Origin of the sequence: Pseudarthrobacter sp. AG30 (genome assembly GCF_003116525.1) — a bacterium.
GTDB lineage: Bacteria > Actinomycetota > Actinomycetes > Actinomycetales > Micrococcaceae > Arthrobacter.
Genome location: NZ_QEHL01000017.1, coordinates 287,842 through 309,597, shown reverse-complemented (window position 1 = coordinate 309,597; position 21,756 = coordinate 287,842). Strand labels below are relative to the sequence as shown.

General features: G+C 66.8%; 22 protein-coding genes. 11 read left to right on the top strand and 11 right to left on the bottom strand.

The window, feature by feature from the left end:
• Together DC347_RS15535 and DC347_RS15530 are read left to right on the top strand one after the other, a co-directional pair.
• Complete coding sequence (locus tag DC347_RS15535) at positions 1–1,443, top strand: MFS transporter (protein ID WP_109863561.1); 1,443 nt, start codon at positions 1–3, stop codon at positions 1,441–1,443.
• A gap of 29 nt (positions 1,444–1,472) precedes the next feature.
• Complete coding sequence (locus tag DC347_RS15530) at positions 1,473–2,468, top strand: nucleoside hydrolase (RefSeq protein WP_109863560.1); 996 nt, start codon at positions 1,473–1,475, stop codon at positions 2,466–2,468.
• A 47-nt stretch (positions 2,469–2,515) separates the two neighbouring features.
• On the opposite strand, the gene DC347_RS15525 is transcribed toward DC347_RS15530, so the two are convergent.
• From DC347_RS15525 to DC347_RS15510, 4 genes are all read right to left on the bottom strand, one after another.
• Positions 2,516–2,836 carry a hypothetical protein gene (locus tag DC347_RS15525; RefSeq protein ID WP_109863559.1) on the bottom strand — a complete coding sequence of 107 codons (321 nt, stop codon included), beginning with the start codon at positions 2,834–2,836 and terminating at the stop codon, positions 2,516–2,518.
• 118 nt (positions 2,837–2,954) lie between these two features.
• A complete protein-coding gene (locus tag DC347_RS15520; RefSeq protein WP_109863558.1) occupies positions 2,955–3,329 on the bottom strand; it encodes a PH domain-containing protein in 375 nt (124 codons plus the stop codon).
• Between the two features lie 85 nt (positions 3,330–3,414).
• The gene (locus tag DC347_RS15515; protein ID WP_109863557.1) at positions 3,415–4,197 is read right to left on the bottom strand and encodes a GntR family transcriptional regulator; all 783 of its coding nucleotides are present in this window, start codon (positions 4,195–4,197) and stop codon (positions 3,415–3,417) included.
• A 138-nt stretch (positions 4,198–4,335) separates the two neighbouring features.
• Positions 4,336–5,622, bottom strand: coding sequence for a GAF domain-containing protein (locus tag DC347_RS15510; RefSeq protein WP_109863556.1), 1,287 nt, complete (start codon positions 5,620–5,622; stop codon positions 4,336–4,338).
• A 170-nt stretch (positions 5,623–5,792) separates the two neighbouring features.
• Between DC347_RS15510 and DC347_RS15505 the strand changes: the two genes are divergently transcribed.
• The 3 genes from DC347_RS15505 to DC347_RS15495 all read left to right on the top strand — a co-directional run bounded on the left by DC347_RS15505 (position 5,793) and on the right by DC347_RS15495 (position 9,638).
• A complete protein-coding gene (locus tag DC347_RS15505) occupies positions 5,793–7,592 on the top strand; it encodes an NAD(P)/FAD-dependent oxidoreductase (RefSeq protein ID WP_109863555.1) in 1,800 nt (599 codons plus the stop codon).
• Positions 7,593–7,606: 14 nt separating this feature from the next.
• A complete protein-coding gene (locus DC347_RS15500; RefSeq protein ID WP_109863554.1) occupies positions 7,607–8,662 on the top strand; it encodes a 2,3-butanediol dehydrogenase in 1,056 nt (351 codons plus the stop codon).
• A 109-nt stretch (positions 8,663–8,771) separates the two neighbouring features.
• Positions 8,772–9,638 carry a class I SAM-dependent methyltransferase gene (locus DC347_RS15495; RefSeq protein WP_109863553.1) on the top strand — a complete coding sequence of 289 codons (867 nt, stop codon included), beginning with the start codon at positions 8,772–8,774 and terminating at the stop codon, positions 9,636–9,638.
• 20 nt (positions 9,639–9,658) lie between these two features.
• Here the strand turns inward: DC347_RS15495 and DC347_RS15490 are convergent, their stop codons facing one another.
• The gene (locus DC347_RS15490) at positions 9,659–10,033 is read right to left on the bottom strand and encodes a PH domain-containing protein (RefSeq protein ID WP_109863552.1); all 375 of its coding nucleotides are present in this window, start codon (positions 10,031–10,033) and stop codon (positions 9,659–9,661) included.
• Between the two features lie 221 nt (positions 10,034–10,254).
• Between DC347_RS15490 and DC347_RS15485 the strand changes: the two genes are divergently transcribed.
• Complete coding sequence (locus DC347_RS15485) at positions 10,255–10,761, top strand: SRPBCC family protein (protein ID WP_109863551.1); 507 nt, start codon at positions 10,255–10,257, stop codon at positions 10,759–10,761.
• Positions 10,758–11,237 (top strand): nucleoside deaminase, encoded by a 480-nt coding sequence (locus tag DC347_RS15480; RefSeq protein WP_109863550.1) that lies wholly within the window; start codon positions 10,758–10,760, stop codon positions 11,235–11,237. Before DC347_RS15485 ends, DC347_RS15480 begins: the two co-directional genes overlap by 4 nt.
• Positions 11,238–11,267: 30 nt before the next feature.
• Here DC347_RS15480 and DC347_RS15475 read toward each other — a convergent pair whose 3' ends face one another.
• Both DC347_RS15475 and DC347_RS15470 read right to left on the bottom strand, forming a co-directional pair.
• The gene (locus DC347_RS15475; RefSeq protein ID WP_109863549.1) at positions 11,268–11,570 is read right to left on the bottom strand and encodes a YciI-like protein; all 303 of its coding nucleotides are present in this window, start codon (positions 11,568–11,570) and stop codon (positions 11,268–11,270) included.
• 82 nt (positions 11,571–11,652) lie between these two features.
• Entirely contained in the window at positions 11,653–12,321 is a 669-nt protein-coding gene (locus DC347_RS15470) for a TetR/AcrR family transcriptional regulator (RefSeq protein WP_109863548.1), read from the bottom strand.
• Positions 12,322–12,419: 98 nt separating this feature from the next.
• Between DC347_RS15470 and DC347_RS15465 the strand changes: the two genes are divergently transcribed.
• The gene (locus tag DC347_RS15465; RefSeq protein ID WP_109863547.1) at positions 12,420–12,869 is read left to right on the top strand and encodes a nuclear transport factor 2 family protein; all 450 of its coding nucleotides are present in this window, start codon (positions 12,420–12,422) and stop codon (positions 12,867–12,869) included.
• Complete coding sequence (locus DC347_RS15460) at positions 12,866–13,756, top strand: SDR family oxidoreductase (protein WP_109863546.1); 891 nt, start codon at positions 12,866–12,868, stop codon at positions 13,754–13,756. The genes DC347_RS15465 and DC347_RS15460 overlap by 4 nt, the downstream gene beginning before the upstream one ends.
• Before the next feature lie 72 nt (positions 13,757–13,828).
• On the opposite strand, the gene DC347_RS15455 is transcribed toward DC347_RS15460, so the two are convergent.
• From DC347_RS15455 to DC347_RS15445, 3 genes are all read right to left on the bottom strand, one after another.
• Positions 13,829–15,103 carry an ArgE/DapE family deacylase gene (locus DC347_RS15455; RefSeq protein WP_109863545.1) on the bottom strand — a complete coding sequence of 425 codons (1,275 nt, stop codon included), beginning with the start codon at positions 15,101–15,103 and terminating at the stop codon, positions 13,829–13,831.
• Positions 15,093–16,433 carry an MFS transporter gene (locus tag DC347_RS15450; RefSeq protein ID WP_109863544.1) on the bottom strand — a complete coding sequence of 447 codons (1,341 nt, stop codon included), beginning with the start codon at positions 16,431–16,433 and terminating at the stop codon, positions 15,093–15,095. Before DC347_RS15450 ends, DC347_RS15455 begins: the two co-directional genes overlap by 11 nt.
• Before the next feature lie 174 nt (positions 16,434–16,607).
• Complete coding sequence (locus tag DC347_RS15445) at positions 16,608–17,801, bottom strand: helix-turn-helix domain-containing protein (RefSeq protein WP_240617812.1); 1,194 nt, start codon at positions 17,799–17,801, stop codon at positions 16,608–16,610.
• Between the two features lie 156 nt (positions 17,802–17,957).
• Between DC347_RS15445 and DC347_RS15440 the strand changes: the two genes are divergently transcribed.
• Positions 17,958–19,652, top strand: coding sequence for an amidohydrolase (locus DC347_RS15440; RefSeq protein WP_109863542.1), 1,695 nt, complete (start codon positions 17,958–17,960; stop codon positions 19,650–19,652).
• Positions 19,649–20,902, top strand: coding sequence for a M20 family metallo-hydrolase (locus DC347_RS15435; protein WP_109863541.1), 1,254 nt, complete (start codon positions 19,649–19,651; stop codon positions 20,900–20,902). The genes DC347_RS15440 and DC347_RS15435 overlap by 4 nt, the downstream gene beginning before the upstream one ends.
• Positions 20,903–20,970: 68 nt before the next feature.
• Here DC347_RS15435 and DC347_RS15430 read toward each other — a convergent pair whose 3' ends face one another.
• Complete coding sequence (locus tag DC347_RS15430) at positions 20,971–21,747, bottom strand: DeoR/GlpR family DNA-binding transcription regulator (protein WP_018762022.1); 777 nt, start codon at positions 21,745–21,747, stop codon at positions 20,971–20,973.
• Positions 21,748–21,756: the final 9 nt, after the last annotated feature.

The following is a 21,756-nucleotide window of genomic DNA, read 5'->3' as shown; positions in this document are numbered from 1 at the left end:
GTGAACAGCCCCACCCCCGCCGCAGCGGCGCCTCCCGCCGAAGGAGGCGCCGCCGTCGTACTTCCCGACGACGACGCGACCAGGCTCTCCGGCCGCCGCGCCGCCCTGCTGATCTCCACCCTTCTGCTGGGCGTGCTGTCCTTCCAGCTGAACGCCAGCATGGTCACCCCCGCGCTGCCGCAGATCGCCGCGAGCTTCGGCGGAAGCGCGGACAGCGCCGCCCCCGTCCAGTCCATGTTCTTCCTGGCTGGCGCGATCGCCGGGCCCGTGATCGGCCGGTGGAGCGACTTTATCGGCCGCCGCGCCGCGCTGCTGCTGGTCCTGGGCATCATGGGCGTCGGCACCATCCTCTGCATCGCCGCGCCCACCCTGCCGCTGCTGGTCACCGGCCGGTTCCTGCAGGGCGTCTCCAGCGCCGTGTTCGCCCTCGCCTACATCGTGCTCAGCGAGAACCTGCAGGCCAAGGTCTTCGGCACCTCCGTTGGCATCATCGCCGCCATCAACGGCGGGATCGGCGGCGTGGACGGCTACGCGGGCGGGCTCATGGCCGAGACCTTCGGCTTCCGGTCCATCTTCGTCGTCGTCCTCGTCCTCACCGCCATCGCCGCTCTCTGCATCTTCCGGCTAGTGCCCGCCGGACGCCCTGCTGGGGTCCGCGGCGCCATGGACTGGTGGGGCGCCGGCTCGCTCTCGCTGTTCCTGGTGTTCCTGACGTACTTCGTGTCCGACGGTTCGGCCGCCGGCTGGACCTCGCCCACCGCCCTGGCCCTGCTGGCCGGCACCGTGTTGTCCTTTGCGGGATTCTGGGTCATCGAGAAGCGCCGCAGCCACCCGCTCATCGCCGTGCACCACCTGCGCTCCCGCCAGGTGTGGCCGGTCATCGCCACCACCGTCCTGACCCTGGCCGGCATCTTCGCGGTCATCAACTTCACCGTGGTGCTGCTGAGCCAGGATCCCGACGGCTTCGGGCTTTCCGCCTCCATCTCGGCTTTGCTGTTCCTCACCCCCGCCGCGCTGATCGGCGTCTTCGCCGCGCCTTTGGCCGGGTGGCTGGCGGACCGGCGGGGATGGATCCGCATCCTGCGGCTGGGGACGTCGTTTAGCCTGGTGTGCGCCGCGGTGGCCGCGGTGTTTTCCACTTCGCCTGTTGCCGTCTTTGTTGCCGTTGCCTGCCTGGGCATTTTCTACAACGGCTTCTTCCTGACCGCCATCAACGGACTCTCGGTGCTTTTGTCGCCCAAGGAGGCCCCGGCGGCGCTGCCCGGCATCAACGGTGCCTCGTTCGGGATCGGGGCGAGCCTCGGCGTCGTCCTCGTGGCGCCGTTCGCCGCGCAGGCCACCGCCGCCGGGTACGCCACCGCCCTCTGGATCTCGGTGGGCATCACCGCCGCCGCGTCCATCATCAGCCTCTTCGTCGCCGCCCCTAAGGGCGAGACGGTCTAACCCCTCTATCTGTTGCGAAGGAATCTATTGTGACTGCCCCCGTTTACCTCGACTGCGACACCGGCATCGACGACGCCCTGGCCCTGGCCTATCTACTCGCCTCCCCACTTGCTTCTGTTGTGGGCATCGGGACGGTCAGCGGGAACGTCAGTGCCGCGGTTGGCGCCCGGAATACCCTTGACCTGCTGGCGCTCGCCGGTGCCGCCGATATTCCGGTGGCGCTGGGCGCTCACGATCCGCTGGCCGCTTCCTTCCATGGCGGGGCGCCGTGGGTGCACGGGGAGAACGGTGTTGGCGAGGTTGAGCTTCCAGCTTCCGGAGCTGCCTTGGCCGGTGAGTCCGCGGCCGAGATGCTGGTGCGGCTGGCGCGCACCTACCCCGGGGCGTTGCGAGTGCTGGCGATCGGGCCGCTGACCAACATCGCCGAAGCCCTGGAACTGGACCCTGCGCTGCCGTCGTTGGTGGAGTCGGTGACTGTGATGGGCGGGGCTGCGCTGGCGCCGGGAAACATCACGCCCGCGGCCGAAGCGAACATCTGGCACGACCCCGAGGCCGCCGCCCTGGTGCTGGCCGCCGACTGGGACGTGACCCTGGTGCCGCTGGACGTGACGATGGCGTCGGTGTTGGAGGAGTCGCACCGGCAGGATTTGTTGGCTTCCCCGGGACCGGTGCCGCGGGCGCTGGGGGAGATGCTGGGCTACTACTTCCGGTTCTACGAGGGCATCTACGGCCGGCCCTGCTCCGCAATGCACGATCCGCTGGCGGCTGCGCTCGCTGTTGGCGCTGTCAAGCCTGCGCTGGCACCCGTGGTGCGTGCCGTCGTCGACACCTCCTCCGGGCCTGGCCGCGGCCAGACCGTGTGCGACATGCGCGGGCTGTACGCGGGGTACCCGGAGGTGAAAGGCGCGCGGTGCCGCGTGGTCCTCTCGCTCGAGGAGGACTTCGCCCCGCACCTGGTGGAGACGGTGCTTGAATACTTTGAAGGCACGACGGCGGAGCTCGCCTCAGCAGGTTCCGCCGCCTGACGCGCCCCGTCGGGCATGACACCCCACACTTGGACGATTGAGATGCCTTATTTGGTTGTTGACGCCGAGTTCGCCCCTTCAGCAGAGTCGGCCGGCGGTAGCATGAGGTAGCGGTAGTCCATTCTCCTCTTGAGCACGGAAACTTTCGGCGACGGAAAACCGGCGTCCCGTAGTTCCTGCGCTTTCCATCCCGCGCCCTTGGCTCTTTTGAAAGACTCTATGTAGCGGCGTCTTGCTTGATACAACACGCGCTCGGCGTCGTGCATGGCATTGAAGGCTTCGAGGACGTTGGAAGCGAGCTCGAGTTGTTGCTCTGAATGGCGCTGGCTGGTCTGTCGGAGGAATGCCAGCGGGTCCTTGCTTGTCATGGCTCATCGTACCGATCGGCGCGAGGGACGGACCAGAGTCGAAAGCTGGGTCCTCGATCCAACCGAGGATCCCGGAACGGCGCGACGTATTCCTCCCGCCGTTTCGATATTGTCCAGGTTAGTTCTGCGATCCGATTACTGAATGTGCGATTAGCATGTCGAGTCGGCGAACGTCCACCTTCTTGCCGACCTTAATTTTGATATGACCTGCCCGGGTCCATAGTTCCAATTCGGCGTCGAGATCGAACTTGCCGGCGTTCTCGGAAGACCACATGTTGATAGCGGAGTACGGCAATGAGTACACCTCCACCTTCTTGCCCGTGATGCCTTGGGCATCGCGGACAATCATGCGCTTGGTGGTGAAGATGGCGCTGTCCCGGAACGTCCTGTAAGCCGCAACCGGCTGCTCACCGGGGAGCATCAGCTCCATTACATCCTGTGGGATAGGACATTCCTCGACGAACGTCCACGTTGTTACTGCTGCTGCCTCCATAAGGCGCCCCCTCTTCCTTGGTTCACGAACCCGCCCAGTCTCTCAAACTCCGTGTCGTCGACGTTCAGGCGCGCTGAGCTTGGGGTCAGGACTGGAACTGCTGCATCACCGAAAGGTGGCCCGCCCTGGCGGACACCAGGCATTTGGCGAGATAGAAGGGCCGGTTGCCTTTTTGCACGTACTGCGTGAGCACCAGCACCGGGTCCGACGGGCGCAGGTCCAGCAGCTTCGCCCTGCTGGGGCCCACCTGGCTGAGGCTGATCTGGCACTCGCCGGGGCCGGCCAATCTGCCCACTTGCTTGTTGAGCGCGGCAAGTAAGGTGGTGCCGCCGTCGTCCTCTATCTCAAGGGGCGCTGCGGGGCCCTTGCCGAAGCTGACCGGCTGGGCTGTGACGTTCTCCTGTAGGTGGGCAATCGCCTCGCCGTCACGGATCAGGACCGATTCCCAGAGCCAGCAGTCCGTGCCGGGCTCGACGCCGATGCCGGGGGCGACGAATTCGGAGGCCGCCTGCTTGATCACCTGTGTGCGTTTGACCTCCGCCGGCTGGCCCGGGCTGCCGAGGACGTCCTCGAACGGTTGGATGCGTTCAATGCCGATGCGGGGGAGTGTGTCCGAGACGAAGCGTCCGACGCCGCGCCGCGCCCTGATTAGGCCATCCTCCTCGAGCAGCATCAGGGCTTCGCGGACCACGGTGCGGCTGACCTTCATATCCGTGCCGAGCTCGGTTTCGGTGGGAATCATGGAGCCGGGGGTGAGGAGGCCATTGCGGATGGCCTCGGCGATCCGCGAGTACACAGCGACGCGTAGGGGCGCGCCGGGCTGGGCGGCCACCGGCTGGGACAGGAACCGGGCGGCGTCCTGGTGCACGTTATGCCTCGCTTTTGTGGTGGTGGTCTGGGGATTTCCAGCCTACTTCAACGTCCGACGCGTTTGTTGGACAAGGCGAGCCGGTTCGATGACAACCACGGGGCTCCTGCCAAGTTGAATTACGGCGTTCTGGCAGGCTCAGCCACAGGACGCAGAGGACGCGCGGAACGCCGAATACCGGGGATCATCACGTCCCACCAGCTGTCCCAGTGCTTTCACACCCTCCGTGTCTGCAGCCCCCATGTCCGTGGAAAGCCACCGAACCAGCAGCCCGGCATCCCCGCTGGCCCGCACCGCCGAACCGACGGCCAGGTCCAGCTGGTCCCGCAGCAGCTGCACGGCCAGGGCTCCGGACCGGCTAAGCAGGGGAGCAGTGTACGCCTCCAGCGCCTGAGCCACACGGCCTTCGCGCAGCAGCCGCAGCACCCGCCCAGAATCCGAACACCCGGCCAGTCCGGCAGCCAGCCGGTAGGGGTTTGACTCCACCGCGTCGCCCAGCAGCGACCGGACCCGGAACATCTCGGTCCGGATCGCCTGCGGCGTGCCCGCATCCCCGTGCAGCTCGAACGCCAGCTCGTCGGCGCTCCAGCCTTTGGACCGCGAATCCAGCAGCGCCAGGATCTCCGCCCGGCGCAGCGTTAGCGGTACCCGGCTCCCGTCGGCAAGCACCGCGGCAGGTCGGTCCCCAAGCAGCTCCAGCGACGAGACTTCAACACCAGGCCGTCGCACACCCTGGCGGGATGCACGGACGGAAGACGCAGCACCCAAGGAGGGGGCGCCGTCGGGCGTTCCCAGCAGCGACTCCGCCACCCGGACCGCGCACCGCACCATCCGCAGCGTGTCCGAGCTGATGGTGTCCAGCGGCCCGGAGACGTCGAGCACGCCCAGCAGCGCACCCGTCGAAGGGTCCGTGATGGGCGCCGCCGTGCACGCCCAGTCGTGGTGGGTGCGGACCAGGTGTTCGGCGGAGAACAGCTGCACCGGCCCGCCGGTGACCAACGCCTCGCTGATGGCGTTGGTGCCTATCCCCGCCTCGGACCAGTCTGCCCCCTCGGAGAACTCCAGCCGGTCCGCCCGCCGCAGCGCCTCCCGGCTGCCCACCCTCCACAGGATCTCGCCGGTCGCGTCGGTGAGTACCAGCAGGTGCCGGCCGGAACTGGAATCGTCGGCCAGCAGGTCCTGCAGCGCCGGCATCACCCGCTGCAGCCGGTGCTCGCGCCGCAGCTGCAGCACCTCGGACGGATCATGGAGGTGCCGGGGGCTGTGCTGGTCCGGGCTGATGCCCAGCGCCATTGACCGCCGCCAGGACTCCGCCAGCGGAACGGGAATCTCAGGGCGCGGGACACCGGAGATGACCAGCTCGTGCGCGCGGCGCAGGGTACGCGCGTACTTCGCCGGGTCCGAAAACCTCAGGCCGTAGTCCACCGTCTCCTCCTCACCGCCGGCGTCCTTGCCGGCAGTGCCCGTGTAACGCGCTTGTTACCCCCGCCGCGTTCCAATGGTGATGCAGCTCACGCCCGCCCCAGCATACCGCAGGGACACCGGCGGGATGGAGCCGCCCGGACCACCTGAGGGACCGACACAAAGGAGTGGAGATGACCGAAACACCCACCGCCGCCGCCCAGGCCTGGCTTGCCAGCCTGGAGGGCGCGCTGCAGCGGCACGACGTGGACGCCGCGCTGGACCTCTTCGAGGATGAAAGCTATTGGCGCGACTTCGTGGCGTTCACCTGGAACCTGAAAACACTGGAAGGCAAGGCAGACATCCGCCGGATGCTGCAGGCCACGCTGGACCACGTGCAGCCGGCCAACTGGGCGCTCGCGGAGGATGCCACCGGCAACGCGGGCCGGGACGGGACCGTGGAAGCCTGGATCACGTTCGAAACCGGCGCCGCCCGCGGCTACGGCCACCTCCGGCTGCGGAACGGCAAATGCTGGACGCTGCTCACCACCATGCAGGAGCTGAAGGGCTTCGAGGAGAAGAAGGGTCCGCGCCGCGAGCAGGGCGTGGCACACGAAATCATCCGCGGCCGCCGCTCCTGGAAGGAACTTAAGGAGGAACAGGAGGCGCGGCTGGGCTACGAGGAGCAGCCCTACTGCGTGATCATCGGCGGCGGGCAGGGCGGCATCGGCCTCGCGGCGCGGCTGCGGCGGCTGGGAGTGCCCACCATCGTGATCGAGAAGAACGAGAACCCGGGCGACTCCTGGCGCAACCGCTACAAGTCCCTGCACCTGCACGACCCCGTCTGGTACGACCACCTGCCGTACCTGAAGTTCCCGGACGACTGGCCGGTCTTCGCCGCCAAGGACAAGATCGGCGACTGGCTGGAGCACTACACCCGCATCATGGAGCTGAACTACTGGTCCGGCACCGAGTGCGTGGGCGCGGAGTACGACGACGGCCCGCAGGAATGGGCGGTTAAGGTCCTCCGCAACGGGTCGCCTGTGACGTTGCGGCCCAAGCAGCTGGTCTTCGCCCTGGGCGTCTCCGGCTACCCGAACATCCCCGCGTTCGACGGGGCCCAGAGCTTCCTGGGGGAGCAGCGGCACTCCTCCCAGCACCCCGGCGGCGGGGATTGGACCGGCAAGAAGGCCGTGGTGATCGGCTCCAACAACTCCGCGCACGATATCTGCGCCGACCTCTGGGAGCACGGAGCCGACGTCACCATGGTCCAGCGCTCCTCCACCCACATCGCCCGCAGCGAATCGCTGATGGACCTGGCGCTGGGGGACCTGTACTCGGAGCGGGCTTTGGCTGCCGGCGTGACCACGGAGAAGGCCGACCTGCTGTTCGCGTCCCTGCCGTACCGGATCCTGCCCGAGGCGCAGGTGCCCGTGTACCGGGAGATGGCCAAGCGGGACGCGGAGTTCTACTCGCAGCTGGAGGCCGCCGGGTTCGAGCTGGACTTCGGCGTGGACGGGTCCGGGCTGTTCCTGAAGTACCTGCGGCGCGGCTCCGGCTACTACATCGACGTCGGCGCCTCCCAGCTGATCATCGACGGCCGGGTGAAGCTGAAGAACGGGCAGGTTTCCAAGATCACCGGCAGCGCCGTGGTGATGGACGACGGCACTGAGCTGGAGGCCGACCTCATTGTCTACGCCACGGGATACGGGTCCATGAACGGCTGGCTGGCGGACCTGGTGTCGCCCGAAATCGCGGACCAAGTGGGCAAATGCTGGGGATACGGCTCAGACACGCCAAAAGACCCTGGCCCCTGGGAGGGAGAGCTGCGCAACATGTGGAAACCAACCAACGTCCCCAACCTCTGGATCCACGGCGGCAACCTGCACCAGAGCCGGCACTACTCCTCCTACCTGGCGCTGCAGCTCAAGGCCCGGATGGAAGGGCTGGAGACGCCGGTGTACGAACTGCAGCCCAGCCACCACACCCGCTGAAGGAAGAAACCATCATGAAAGCAGCCCGATTCCACGCCCGCAAGGACATCCGCATCGAGGACATCCCGGAGCCGGAACTCCGTCCCGGGGCGGTGAAGATCGACGTCGCGTGGTGCGGCATCTGCGGCACGGACCTGCACGAGTACCTGGAAGGGCCCATCTTCTGCCCGGCACCGGGGCATCCGCACCCGCTGTCCCACGAGGAATCCCCGGTGACCCTGGGACACGAATTCTCCGGGACTGTCTCCGAGGTGGGCGAAGGGGTGACGGGCCTGGCGAAGGGGGACAACGTCGTCGTCGAACCCTACTTCGTGGACGGGAGCTGCGACATGTGCCAGGCCGGCAGCTACCACCTGTGCCGGCAGATGGGCTTCATCGGGCTGTCCGGCGGCGGGGGAGGGCTGAGCGAGAAGATCGTGGTGGACCAGCGGTGGGTGCACCCCATCGGGGACATCCCGCTCGATGAGGCGGCGCTGATCGAGCCGCTGTCCGTGGCGCACCACGCGGTGGCGCGCAGCGGCGTGAAGGCCGGCGACACGGCGCTCGTGGGCGGCTCCGGGCCCATCGGGCTGCTCACCGCCGCGGTCCTGAAGGGCATGGGCGTGACCACGATCATCAGCGAACTCACCCAGGCGCGCAAGGAGAAGGCCACCTCCAGTGGTGTTGCGGACCACGTCCTGGACCCCAGCAAGGAGAACGTGCCGGAGCGGGTGCGGGAACTCACCGGCGGCACCGGGGCCGACGTCGCGTTCGAATGCGCCGGCGTGAACGCGGTGCTGGACACCATGCTCGACGCCGTCCGGCCCGGCGCCGTGGTGGTCAACGTGTCCATCTGGGGCGCGCCCGCCACCATCGACATGCAGAAGTTGGTCCTCAAGGAGATCGACCTGCGCGGCACCATCGCCTACGTCCGCGACCACCCGGCCGTGATCAGGATGGTGCAGGAGGGCAAGGTGGACCTCAAGCCGTTCATCACCGGCCGGATCGCGCTGGAGGACCTGGTGGAGCAGGGCTTCGACACCCTGATCAACCACAAGGACACGGCGGTGAAGGTGCTGGTGCACCCGTAGGTTCTGGCGGCCAGACGCCCGGCACGCGAGGACGGACGACGGCGGAAGGGGAGTTTCGTCGTCGTCCTTCCCCTTCCTTCGCTGCGGAGCGCCGTTGTAGGGTCGGGGCGTGATCGTTCCCGATATCTCCCAGGACGCCGTGGCCGTGGCGGATCACTACGACGAGCTTGATCCCCTCTACCGCCGGGTGTGGGGCGAGCACGTCCATCACGGGCTGTGGACGACGGGCCGCGAGTCACCCGCCGAGGCCGTCGAGGCGCTGGTGGACACTGTTGGCGACCGGCTGGGACTGTTGCCGGGCCAGGAAGGCGTTGATATCGGCTGCGGTTATGGCTCCACGGCACGGCGGCTCGCGGTGACGCGGGGGGTTGGCGTCACCGGCTTCACGCTGTCCGCCGAGCAGGCGCACTACGCCGCCGCGCACCCCGTCGCCGGCGTGGACATCCGGGTCCGCGATTGGCTCGACAACGGGCTGGCCGACGCCTCGGCCGACGCCGCCTGGGCCATCGAGTCGAGCGAGCACATGGTGGACAAGTCCCGGTTTTTCGCCGAGGCGCACCGCGTGCTGGCGCCCGGCGGCCGGTTCGTCATCTGCGCTTGGCTCGCCGAGACCGATGCCCGCGAGTGGAAGGTCCGCCACCTGCTGGAGCCGATCTGCCGCGAGGGTCGCCTGCCCTCGATGGGCACGCGCGAAGAGTATGAGGCGATGGCTATGGCGGCCGGCTTTGAGGTCACCGGCTATGAGGATGTCAGCCGCCGCGTCGCCCGCACCTGGCCGATCTGCGCTCGCCGGCTGGTGAAGGCCCTGCTCGTGGATCCCGAGATGCGCCGGCTTGCCCTTCGGTCCCGCAACCGCAACTCGTTTCCCGGCATTCCCCGCCTGATCCTGGCCTACCGCACCGGTGCCATGCGCTACGGGATCTTCACGCTCGCCAAGGCTGGGGCGCCTGGTGCTCAGCCGAACCGGGCAAACTAACGCTGACGGCGCCCATCACATCAGTGCTGCGTTCCCAGAACGGAGTGGGCAATCAACATGTCGAGGCGCCGGATGTCGGCTTTTTTGCCGACTTTGATCTTGATATGCCCTGCCCGGGTCCACAGTTCCAACTCCGCATCCAAATCGAATTTCCCGGCATTCTCTGACGACCACATGTTGATGGCCGAGTACGGGAGCGAATAGATCTCCACTTTCTTACCCGTGATGCCCTGGGCATCCCGGACAATCATGCGCTTGGTTGTGAAGATGGCGCTGTCCCGGAAGGTCCTGTAGGCCGCGACCGGCTGCTCCCCACCAACCATGAGCTCCATGACGTCATTCGGAATAGGACATTCTTCGACGAACATCCAGGTAGTTACTGCGGCTGCTTCCAAGACGATTTCCCCCTGTTTTGGATCTAGGTCAAACCAGATCTATTTCGGCCGTGTTCCGGCAAGATCGTGGCGTGGAACTGCTGCTGCCCACCCTACCGGCAGGCCTCTGGGATTTCGGTGATCACGTGGAGGAGGGTGGCCGGACTGAATCCTTCTTGAGCGGGAGGACAGGCGCGCCCTGTAGCCCGGCACGAGAAGTGCCTGTCTGCAAGGATGGAGCCATGAACCAGAGCAGCCCCCGCCAACACCAGGATTCCGTCACGGTCAATACATCAGCCGAGACGCTCTATGGCCTGGTCTCCGACGTCACCCGCACCGGTGAGTGGAGCCCGGTCTGCAAAGCGTGCTGGTGGGACGACGAGGCCAGCGCCGGCCACGTTGGCGCGTGGTTCACCGGCCGGAACGAGCTCCCGGACCGGACCTGGGAGACCCGCTCGCAGGTGGTGGCCGCCGAGCCGGGCCGCGAGTTCGCCTGGGTGGTGGGCGGCAAATACGTCCGCTGGGGCTTCACCCTCACCCCGGCGGGCACCGGAACGGTCCTGACCGAGTCCTGGGAATTCCTGCCCGAGGGTATCGCCATGTTCGGAGAAAAGTACGGCGCCGACGCAGACGCGCAGATCGCCGACCGCACCCAGCAAGCGCTGGAGGGCATCCCGAAAACACTCGAGGCAATCAAGAGAATCGCCGAGTCCATCGCCGCACACGACGACGTAAGGTCCCCGCGATGACCCACGAACAGCACGAAACCGCCGCGCCGGCACTGGACAGCACGGACCTTCCGGCATTCGAGGCCGCCTACCAGGCCGCCCAAAAGAGCCTGGCCGAGGGCGGCATCCCCATTGGGGCTGCGATCGCCCGGGACGGCGTGGTGTTCGCCAGCGGGCACAACGAACGGGTCCAGAACGCCGATCCGATCGCGCACGGCGAGATGTCAGCGCTTCGCGCCGCCGGCCGGCAGAAGAGCTACCGGGACACCACGCTGTACACCACGCTGGCCCCGTGTGCCATGTGCGCGGGGACCATCATCCAGTTCAAGATCCCCCGTGTGGTGGTGGGGGAGGCGCGCACGTTCGACGGCGAACTGGACCTCCTGCGCGCACGTGGGGTTGAGGTAGTGGTCTTGGACGATCAGCGTTGCGTGGACATGATGCGCTCGTTCCAAGCCGACAAGCCGGACCTGTGGGCCGAGGACATCGCCGAGTAGGTTCAGGTCAGTGCGGCCAAACAGTCACGTTTACGGGTGGACCGGTGAAGCCGCTTCGTTTCCGAGCACGGTGGTCCACGGGCTGGCGGCCCACGATGTCACCACGCCGTTGATGACGTAGGGGTCCGCTTCCGCAAACGCTTTGGCGGCCTCAAGCGGGTTCTCGCCGGTGAAAATCAGCAGTCCCTTGAAGGGGCCTTCGCCGGCTGCTCCGCCCAGCAGAAGCTCGCCGCGTTCCACGGCTTCCCACCCCGCCCTGAGATGGTCGGCGCGGTACTGTTCACGGCTCTCAAGATAGTCGTCAGCGTAGGTGTATTCGAGCACGGCGTGCATGCGGGTCTCCGTTCCGGTTAGAGGCTTGCCGAGGTGTAGCAGTAGCCTACGCGGGGTTTCGACAGGCTGGGTTTCGACAGGCTCAACCACCGCCCGGCGGCAGGAGGTTGGCGGCCAGGGTCCTGGCCATGAACGTCCCGAAGCGCTCGGCGCTCCAGCCGCGCTTGAGGACCAGGGTCTCGTATAGCTCGGCCGAGGTGCTCATGAAGAAGACGTCGGCCACCTCCTCCGCCGTCAGGCCCGGGCGCAGGAATCCCCGTCCGAGCACCTGGTGCGCGTTGTGCAGCATCCGCCGGTACCGCTCGTCATCCACGTGGCGCAGGAGTGCGGCCATTTCCCGGTCCCCGCTCGACGCGGCGTCCCGGATGAGCAGGTAGACGGGCGAGCCCAGCGGGCTCACCTCGGAAATGAACCGGCCGAACTGCTCCAGAAGCTCGCGGGCGTCGACGGCGGTGGCCTGCGCGCGGTCCGACCGCTCTTCAGCGGGAGGGCCGCCGGATCCCAGGAGGCTTTGCTCGTAGATCGCCCGGACCAGCCCGGGCTTCCCGCCGAACCCCTTGTACACCGACTCCTTGGACACGCCGGCGGCATGGGCGATGGCGGCGATGGTGGTCCGGCCGTATCCCTTCGCGAGGAACAGCGCGCGCGACTCGGCGAGCACCCGCTTCCTGGACTCCCCGGCCGCTTCCTGCCGGCGGCGGGCGTCGTAGCCGCGGGAGCGGGGTGGCGCACCGTTGACCGCGGGTCCCATCGGGCTTAAGCTCCTTGTATCAGTTAGATACAGCTGACTGTATCAAATTCAGCGTACCAGCCTCTCCGCCTCCCGCGACGGAACCTAAGGAGCAGATCATGGACGCTTCAGGAATCGAGCGCGTCCCCGAAGGTCCGGTCCGGCGCATGCTGGCCGCGGCCGGCCGCCACGACGTCGAGGACATGGTGTCCCAGTTCGCGGATGACTACCGCAACACCACCCCCGTCCACCCGGCCCGCAGTTTCACCGGCTCCGCCCAGGTCCGGAAGAACTGGGCGGCACTCTTTGCCGGCCTGCCGGACCTCACCCTCACCGTCCATGACGCTGCCACCGGACCGGACGGCAGACTCTGGCTGGAATGGAGTAACCGCGGCACCCGGCCGGACGGATCCGTGCAGCGTGCCGCGGGGGTGGCCATTTTCACCCTCCGCCACGACAAGATCGCCGCGGCCCAGTTCTACCTTGAGCCCGTGGACCAGGACTCCGGCGACGTGAACCAGGCCGTCCGGGAAGCAATCCAGGGCGCTGCGGGAGGTGGCCGGCCATGATCCTGGTGGTCGGCGGCACGGGCCGCCTTGGCCGCGCCGTGGTTCCCCTCCTGCTGCAGGCGGGACAGCAGGTCCGTGTCATGGCCCGCGGCACGTCCCAGCCTTTCCCCGAAAAGATGGGCGACGACGTCGAACTCCTCCGTGGGGACCTCGCCTCGGACACGGACTGCCGGCAAGCGGTGGCCGGCTGCACTGCGGTGGTGTTCGCGGCCTCCGGATTTGGGGCCAAAGACACAAACCCGCGCGCGGTTGACCGCGACGGCGCCATCAGGCTGATCCGTGCGGCCGGCGCAGCCGGAGTCCGGCACCTGGTGATGATGTCCATGCACGGCGCCGCCCCGAACGGACCGATTGACTACCTGCGCTGCAAAGCGGCCGCCGAGGATGCGCTGTGGTCATCCGGCATGGACTGGACGGTCATCAGAATGGGGGCGCTCCTGGAACAGCGGCTGGAGATCATGGCGGCCCCGCTTGAATCGAAGGGCAAGGTACCCGTGTTCGGCTCGGGGTCAGTCCCGGTGACCTATACCTCGGTCCGGGACGCGGCCGCCGTCGTGGTCCGTGCCCTCCGGGACCCTGCGCTGCGGAACCGCGTCGTCGACTGGGGCTCGCAGACGCTCACTGCCAACGAGGTGGCGGAGGCCCTGTTCGCCCGGGCCGGCCGTGGATCAGCCCAGCGGATTCCGGCGGCCGCCGTGCGGGCCCTCTCCGTTGCTGCCAAGCCGTTTTCACCGTTCCTCGCCCGGGTAGCGGGCGCCGCGGCCTGGGAGGAATCGGGGGCTGCTTCCTTTGAGTTTGCGCCAGCGCGGTCCGAGTTTCCCGACATCCCGGTCACCGGGCTGCAGCAGGTCCTCGAGGTATCAGGCACTCCGGGACCTTTGGCGTAGCCGCCTACCAGGCCGCCCAAAGAGCTTGGCCGAGGGCGGGATCCGGTAGGGGCCGGAGGCCCGCGGTGAGGTTCAGGGCCGTTCGTCGATACCGCACCACCCGGCAATGAAGAGGGCGATGCTCTTGGTGATCCGGCGGATGGATTCGACCGAGACCCGCTCGTCGAAACCATGGATTGACTCTGACACGGGGCCGTAGACCAACGCCGGCGTGTTGGCATAGAGCGCGAAGACCCTGCCGTCCAGGTATCCCGGCGTGGTGAAGCTTTTCAGTTCACTGCCGAACACCTGACCATGGGTGCGCTCCAGCATCGCCTCCGCTTCGCTTCCGGGCTCCAGCACATAGCCCTCGGAGAAGAAGCCTGTCTTCACGCCGACCGCGCTGATCGGGGCGGGTCTCCGGCCAAGGGAGGCAAGGCAGTCCTGAAGTTCAGCCCATGCCTGCTCCGCGGGGATTCCGGGATAAATTGCCGCGCGCACGTCGAACTCGCACCAGGCCGGGACGCTTGAAGGCCAGTCCCCGCCCTGGATGCCGCCGAAGTTGAAATTGATGGGGTGCTCCAGGTCTTCAAAGTAGCGGTGCTGACCGCGGTCGGCGTTCCACTTCTCTTCAACCTCCCGCAGCGCGGAAATTGCCGTATACGCCGCGTCGATGGCGTTGAAGCCGGTGCCCATCTCGCGGGGATGGGTCGGGTTTCCGGTCACCCTGACCCTGAACCAGAGCACGCCCACGTTGGCGCGCACCAGCATGTCCTCCTCGGGCTCGGGAATGATGACGGCGTCGGCACGGTAGCCGCGCATCAGGGCGGACAGCGAGCCGTTCCCTGTGCATTCCTCCTCGACGACGGACTGGAAGTGGATACGGCCTGTCGGCTCGAACCCCGCGGCGCGGACGGCGTCGAAGGCGAAAAGGTTGGCCGCGAGACCTGCTTTCATGTCGCCGGCGCCCCGGCCGTACATCCATCCATCGATGATGGGGGCGTCCCAGGGGTGGCGCGACCAGGACTCGGAAGGGCCCTCGGGGACGACGTCTATGTGGCCGTTGAGGATCAGGGAACGTCCGCGCTCAGCAGCCGGACTGTACGTGCCCACCACGTTGGTCATCCCCGCATAGGAAACCGTTGCGGGCCCGTAGCCCTCGTGGGCGGACAGGTCATCGGCGTCCAGCTCCCACCGGTCCATCTCCAGGCCACGGCTTGCCATGGCCGCATGCATCAGGTCCTGGGCGCTGCCCTCCCGGGTGCGCAGCGACGGGTGCCTGACCAGGTCCTGGGTGAAGGCCAGCTGGGCATCGAAGGCGGCGTCCACGGCCTCCAGGATGCGAAGTGTATGGTCCTCACCGGGCACTGTTGTCTCCGACAAGCTGCTTGTCATGGACCCGCAGGCGCTCGCCGAAGAACCCGCCGACGGCGGTAAGCAGCGAGATGATCGCCAGGATCAGGGCCGCACCCCACGACTGGTTGCCGGAGACGCCCAGCATGGCCGTGGCCAGCAAGGGCATGAATCCGCTGGTGGCGCCCGCGATGTTATAGCCCAGGGCCACGCCGGAGTAGCGCAGCTTCGGCGGGAACAGCTCGGTCAACAGGGCGCCGTTGACGGCGTAAGCAACCGCTATGAGCATGATCCCGACGGTGATGGCCAGCGTAATCAACAGGGGGGATTTCGTATCAATCAAGGCGAAGAGGGGGAACGCGGCGAGAGCGCTGATGATGCCGCCCCACATGGTGACCTTGCCCGGCCCGATTTTCTCTGCGAGCCGGCCCATGAGGAATGTGACGCCGATCTGGGCCACGGCGGCGACCAGCGTGGCGTTGACCATGACGTTCCGGTCCACCTTCAGGGTGTTGGATCCGTAGCTCACCGCGAAGGTGGTGATCATGTAGAAGCCACCCACGCCGAGGAGTGCGGCCAGTACGGCAACGAGGAGGCGGCCGGCGGCGTGGCGGAAGACCTCGAAGGCTGGAACCTTGGACGTTTCGCCTTGGGCGAGCAGGTCCTTGAAGATGGGGGACTCTTCCACCTTGAGGCGGATCCAGAGTGCGATGCCCAGCATCGGGAAGGCCGCCAGGAATGGGATCCGCCAGCCCCAGGCGTCAAAAGCTTCGGACGGGAACAGCAGGACGAGCGAGAAGGCGCCTGACGCCAGCAGCGTGGCCACCGGCGAGCCGACCTGTACCAGCGCCGCATACCGGCCGCGCTTTTCAACGGGGGCGTGCTCGACGGCCATTGTCACGGCGCCGCCCCATTCACCGCCGACAGCCAGGCCTTGGACCAACCGCAAGACGGCGAGCAGGATGGGCGCCGCCAGGCCGATACTGCCGAAATCGGGCAACAGGCCGATGAAGGCCGTGGCCGCGCCGATCATGACGATGGTCATCAGCAGAGCGGGCCGGCGTCCGTAACGGTCTCCGATGTAGCCAAAGATCATGGCTCCCAGCGGACGGGCCGCGAAGCCGACCCCGAATGTGGCGAAGGAGGCCAGCAGCGCAGCGGTGGGGTCCATGTTGGTGAAGAACAGCCGGTTGAAGACCAGCGCGGCGGCGGTGCCGAAGAGGTAGTAGTCGTACCACTCCAGGGCGGTCCCGACGAACGCGGCTCGGGCAATTTTTCCCGCGTCCTTGCCTGAGATGACCGGAGGAGCATCTGCACCGGGGGAAAGTGAATGTGAGGTGGTCACTGCGTGGGCCCTTTCGAGCGGGGTTGAGTTCTTGCATCCCGGGTCCCGCGGCGGGCGAAGGGCGGTGGCCTGCACTGCTGCGGTGGTGGTTATTCGAGAGTAAGTGAGTGATAACGCCCTGAACAATGATAATTTCCACCCACTTCCGGCCCCTATCTTGGGCATTCGCACAAATCAGGAACGGAACTCGCTATAGCGGTTAAGGGCGATGAGTGCCCGCGCGGCCTCGGCCGGTACGGTGAGGTCAAGGCCGATCACCTCGTGAAGGCTGTGCAGGCGGTTCACTACTGTGTTGCGGTGGCAGAACAGCTCCTCCGCCGTTTCCTTGATGGATCCGGTCCGCCCATAGCTGCGTGCCACCTCCAGCAGGCGTTGGCGCTCAAGCGGAGTGCACTTCTCCAGTGCGTTTTTTATGGGGGCTGAAAAGCCGGGAAACTTCTGCTCCAGGAGGGCGCCGGCGATTCCCATCCATGCGTCTTCCATCGTGGCCAGCCGGGTGCCGCGGCGCTTCTGCTGCGCCAACACAAGCGCCGCGGCCGCAGCGGAGGGCACAGCATCCAATCCCTCAACGTCGGGTACGTATCCGGCAGGAAAGGGCGGCGGCTCATGACGCCAGGTCAGCCCCTTCCGCTGCTGCCGGAAGACATACAGGACTCCGTTGTTCTCGTACATATAGATGCTGTGGTCGGGCTCAAACTGCTGCTGGGCCTGGGATACGGCGTCCAAGGTCACGGCGAGCACTTCGAACGCACCGGTGGCCTGCACTTCGAGGGCTGCTGCAAGGTCCTGGACTTCCCGTGGGGTGTCAAGGCCCGCATTGAACAGCCGGGAAAGCAGGCGCTGCCGGTACAACTGCTTGTTGCGGGCCAGGCGGGCCTCTTCCTCGGCATAGGCCTGTTGGATGCTGGTCACGTAACCTTCGACGGCATCCAGGACCCGGTCCATGTTGGCCACCAGGACACCGATTCCCTTGTCCCGCGCAACCCGTTCCAGCCCCTTCCAGAGAACACGGAAGTCATTGCGGATGGCTACCAGGAACGCGTCCAGGGGGACCCCCTGGCGGGCGCGCCGGGCGGCCACCTCGCGGGGAAGCGTCTGCAGGTCCGGCGGGAGCTCCAACCCGGCCATCTGATAGAGGAACATGTCCATGGTGTCCGCAGCGGTCCGGTAGATGTCCTCCTTGGGAACCACTGCTTCACCATAGGAAATGGAAGAAAAGCGCTCCAGGAAGTCGTCTGCCAGCAGGGACCGATCCTTCCAAAGACTTTCCAGCAACTCGGTCCATTCGGGCTCGGTAGGACGGCCGGGACGGAACTCCCTTGCGCCAGTACCGTAGGATCGCGACACGTCACCATCATTTGCTGTCATGACGCTAGTTTATGCAAAAGCCTAAATTTCGGCCATAAAACAGCGTTTTATATCCATTGAAGGCAGCGATATCACAGAGTTGAATGGACGGAGCGGCACGTACAGGCCGCGGTTCCAACCCCCGGAAAGGCCCGGGGACCCTAGCAAAGAGGATCCATGCCCGTCGATCTCCTGATTCGCAATGCACACATACTGACCCAGGATGCCTCCCGCCCCACCGCGACAAGCCTGCTCATTCACGACGGCAAAATCCTTGATGTGGATCCCGACGCCGGTCTCTGCGGCCATGCCCTCAGGACCATTGATGCCGCCGGAACCACGATTGTCCCTGGATTCAATGACGTCCACGCGCACAGCGTCTGGTTCGGCCTGGGGCTGATGGAGGCCAACGCAGGGGCAGCGGCGAACCTGGACGAGCTGTACCGGATCATCGCTGAGGCCGCCGCCGGGATGGCCCCGGGGGAGTGGGTCGTGGCATCGGGCTACAGCCCGCTGCTGCTCGACGGCCAGCAACCGGACAAGGACCGGCTGGATGCGGCGGCGGGGGGACGTCCAGTGTGGATCAAACATTCTTCCGGCCACGCCTGCACGCTCAACGGCGTAGCACTGGAGCGGGTGGCCGCCCATGCCGATCTCAGTGCACCGATCGAAGGCGGCGTCGTCGTCATGGGCGAAGATGGCCTGCCGACGGGGCTGCTGGAGGAAAACGCCATGCGGCTGGTGCAGGACATCCTGCTGCCGTATCCGCTGGAGACCATTGAACGCGCACTGGATCTGGCCACGTCACACTATCTGTCCGAAGGAATTACCAGCGTCACTGATGCGGGCATCGCCGGTGGCTGGATCGGTTATTCGCCGCGGGAGTTCGCCGCGTACCAGAACGCCCGCGACAAGGGGCTGCTGAGCGTCAGGATGCAGCCAATGCTGGTCATGGATGCCCTCCACGATGTGCCCGGCCACGCCGATGATCCGGCCTCCATTGGCCTCGACGCCGGAATCCGCACCGGCCTGGGCGACGATTGGCTGCGCTTGGGACCGGTGAAGATCTTCAGCGACGGTTCGCTCCTGGGCAGCACGGCCTACATGACCGAGGACTATGTCGGCTGCACCCATAACCACGGCTATCTGCAAATGGGCGCGGAGCAGCTGCGAGAGTCGGCGCTCAGCGCCTACCGTGCTGGCTGGGCGATTGCGATGCATGCCATCGGCGACCACGCAATCGACCACGCCATTGACATCATTACGGAGGCGCAGGAAAAGTTCGGGGCCAACGCACAACCCAACCGGATCGAGCATGGCGGAGTTGTCCGCCCCGATCAGCTTGACCGGATAGCCCGGGCCGGCATCGTGCTGGTCCCGCAGCCGCACTTCATCACCGAATTCGGAGATGGCATGGCCCGCCTGCTGGGCCCCAAGCGCACCACCTGGTCCTACCCTGCCAGGGGCCTGCTGGCGCGGGGGATTACGCTGCCGGGAAGTTCGGACCGGCCCGTCTCCAACGGCCGGCCCCTGGACGTCATGCAGTCTTTCGTGGAGCGGCTGACCCCTTCGGGCGACGTATACGGCCCGGACGAAAGGATCACAGCAGCCCAGGCGCTCGCTGCGTACACCACCGGATCGGCCGCCGCGACCGGAACCGGCCACATCAAGGGGCGCCTGGCACCGGGGTACTTGGCGGACCTCGTGTTCCTGGACCAGGACCCCACCGCCGTCGACCCCTCAAACATCTCAGCCACGCGCGTGCTCGCCACCATGGTGGGCGGTCAGATCCGCTTCGGCGAGGAAAATCTGCCGGCGCCGGTCCGCGCCACAGACCTGGATGCCGCACTGACAGGGAAGGAAACCCCATGAACACCGCACACAACGAGTTCCTTGCAGACTTCGCCACGATGTCAGGCTTCGGCGCCACGCCCGGGGGAGGCGTGGACCGGCAGGCCGGCACGGCCGCAGACCACGCCACGCGGGCGTGGTTCAGCCAGTGGCTGGCCCGGCATGGCTATGCCGAATCAGTGGACGGGGCAGGCAACCAGTTCGGCACCCTGGACCTGGTCGCCGGCGCCCCCTATGTGCTGGTCGGCTCGCACCTGGACTCCCAGCCGCTGGCCGGCCGGTACGACGGGGCCTACGGCGTTCTCGCAGCGGCCCATGCAGGCGCCCGCGTCGCTGCGGAAGCCCGGGCCGGCAAGCTCCACCCCACCTGCAACCTGGCCGTTGTTAACTGGTTCAACGAGGAAGGCAGCCGCTTTGCGCCCAGCATGATGGGAAGTTCGGTCTTCACCGGGAAACTGCCGCTGGGCGACGCGCTTGCCACCGCAGATCCTGCCGGAATCACTGTGGCGGAGGCCTTGGCGGACGGCCATGCCACCCCGCAAGCGAACGCCCCGGTCCTCGCCGACGTGGCATGCTATGCCGAGATCCACATCGAACAGGGCAGGAACCTTGAAGAAACCGGCACCCAAGTGGGGATCGTGGACCGTACCTGGGCCGCCAGCAAGTACCGGGTAACGGTGGATGGAGCCCAGTCGCACACTGGCGCGACCCGCATGGAGGACCGCCGCGACGCCCTGTACGGGGCCGCGCTGGTCATCGCCGCCGCCCGTGAACTGGCCGCGGAATTCGAGCCGGGGCAGCTGCACACATCGGTATCGGAGCTTTATGTCCTGCCGAACTCGCCGGTCACCGTCGCCCGCCAGGTGCTGATGAACCTGGACCTGCGTTCCCCCGATGAGTCCGTCCTGGGCCTGGCCATGGAACGGCTGGGCAAGAGGATTGTCGACGCCGAGGCAGATTCCCGGACGGAGATCCGCCTGGACCTCACCCACAACTGGGGCGTGGTGTCCTACCAGTCCAAGGGGGCTGAACTGGCCAGGTCAAGCGCAGCGAGCCTTGGCTACAGCCACCGGGACGTGATGACCGTCGCCGGGCACGATTCCACCAACATGAAGGACGTGGTCCCCACCGTCATGCTTTTCGTTCCCAGCGTCGAAGGCATCTCGCACAACGAGGCCGAATACACGCTCGATGACGATGCATTGCGCGGCGTTGACTTGCTCACGGACGTCACGCGGCGGCTGGTCCGCGGCGAGCTGCAAGGGGATTAGCGTCACAACGGACGGATGCTGCGGTTGGTCGAGGTGTCTCCACAGCCACGCAGCGGTCCGGGGAACGCTCAACCACCGGAAACCGCAGCCACCTCAACGCTGACCCCCGCGTCCCGGAACTTCTGCACCTGGGCAGGGTCGGCGCCGTCGTCCGTCACCAAAGTCCACGGCAACGCCAGCCGCACCCAAGCGTGGAAGGGCCGCAGGCCCAGCTTGGAGGAGTCGGCCAAAACGTAGACGGAACGCCCGCGCCGGGCCATGAGCTCCTTGAGACGGGTCTGGGCGTGGTCGGCCTCGCAGATGCCGTCGTCGGCGGTGACGGCGTCCGCCCCCAGGAACACGCGGTCAAAGCTCATCCGCTCCAGCGCCGCCTCCGCCAGCGGGCCGACGAAACTCTGGGAAACACTGCGCAACCGCCCGCCCAGGCAGTCCACCTCGATGCCATCGCATTCGGCCAGCTCCTGCAGCGTGTTGATTCCCGGCGTCGTGACCGACAACCGGTCAAACCCGCGCAGCTCGTGCGCCAGGGCACCTGCGGTGGAGCCGGCGTCGAGCAGGATGCTCTCCCCGGGCTGGATTACCGAGGCCGCCCACCGGGCGATCGCATGCTTCTGCTCGAACGCCTCACCAGTGCGTTGCCGCAGCGACGCCTCCGGGTGCGCGCCCAGCGCCATTGCCCCGCCGTAGGTACGGGCCAGGCGGCCCTGGCCGTTCAGCAATGCCAGGTCGCGGCGGATGGTGGACGCCGTCACCTCGAACTTCGCCGAGAGCTCCTCCACGGACGCGAGGCCGGTGGTCACGGCAAGGTGGTAGATCTCCTCGCGCCGCGCGTTTGCGCTGAGCATTCCCGGTCT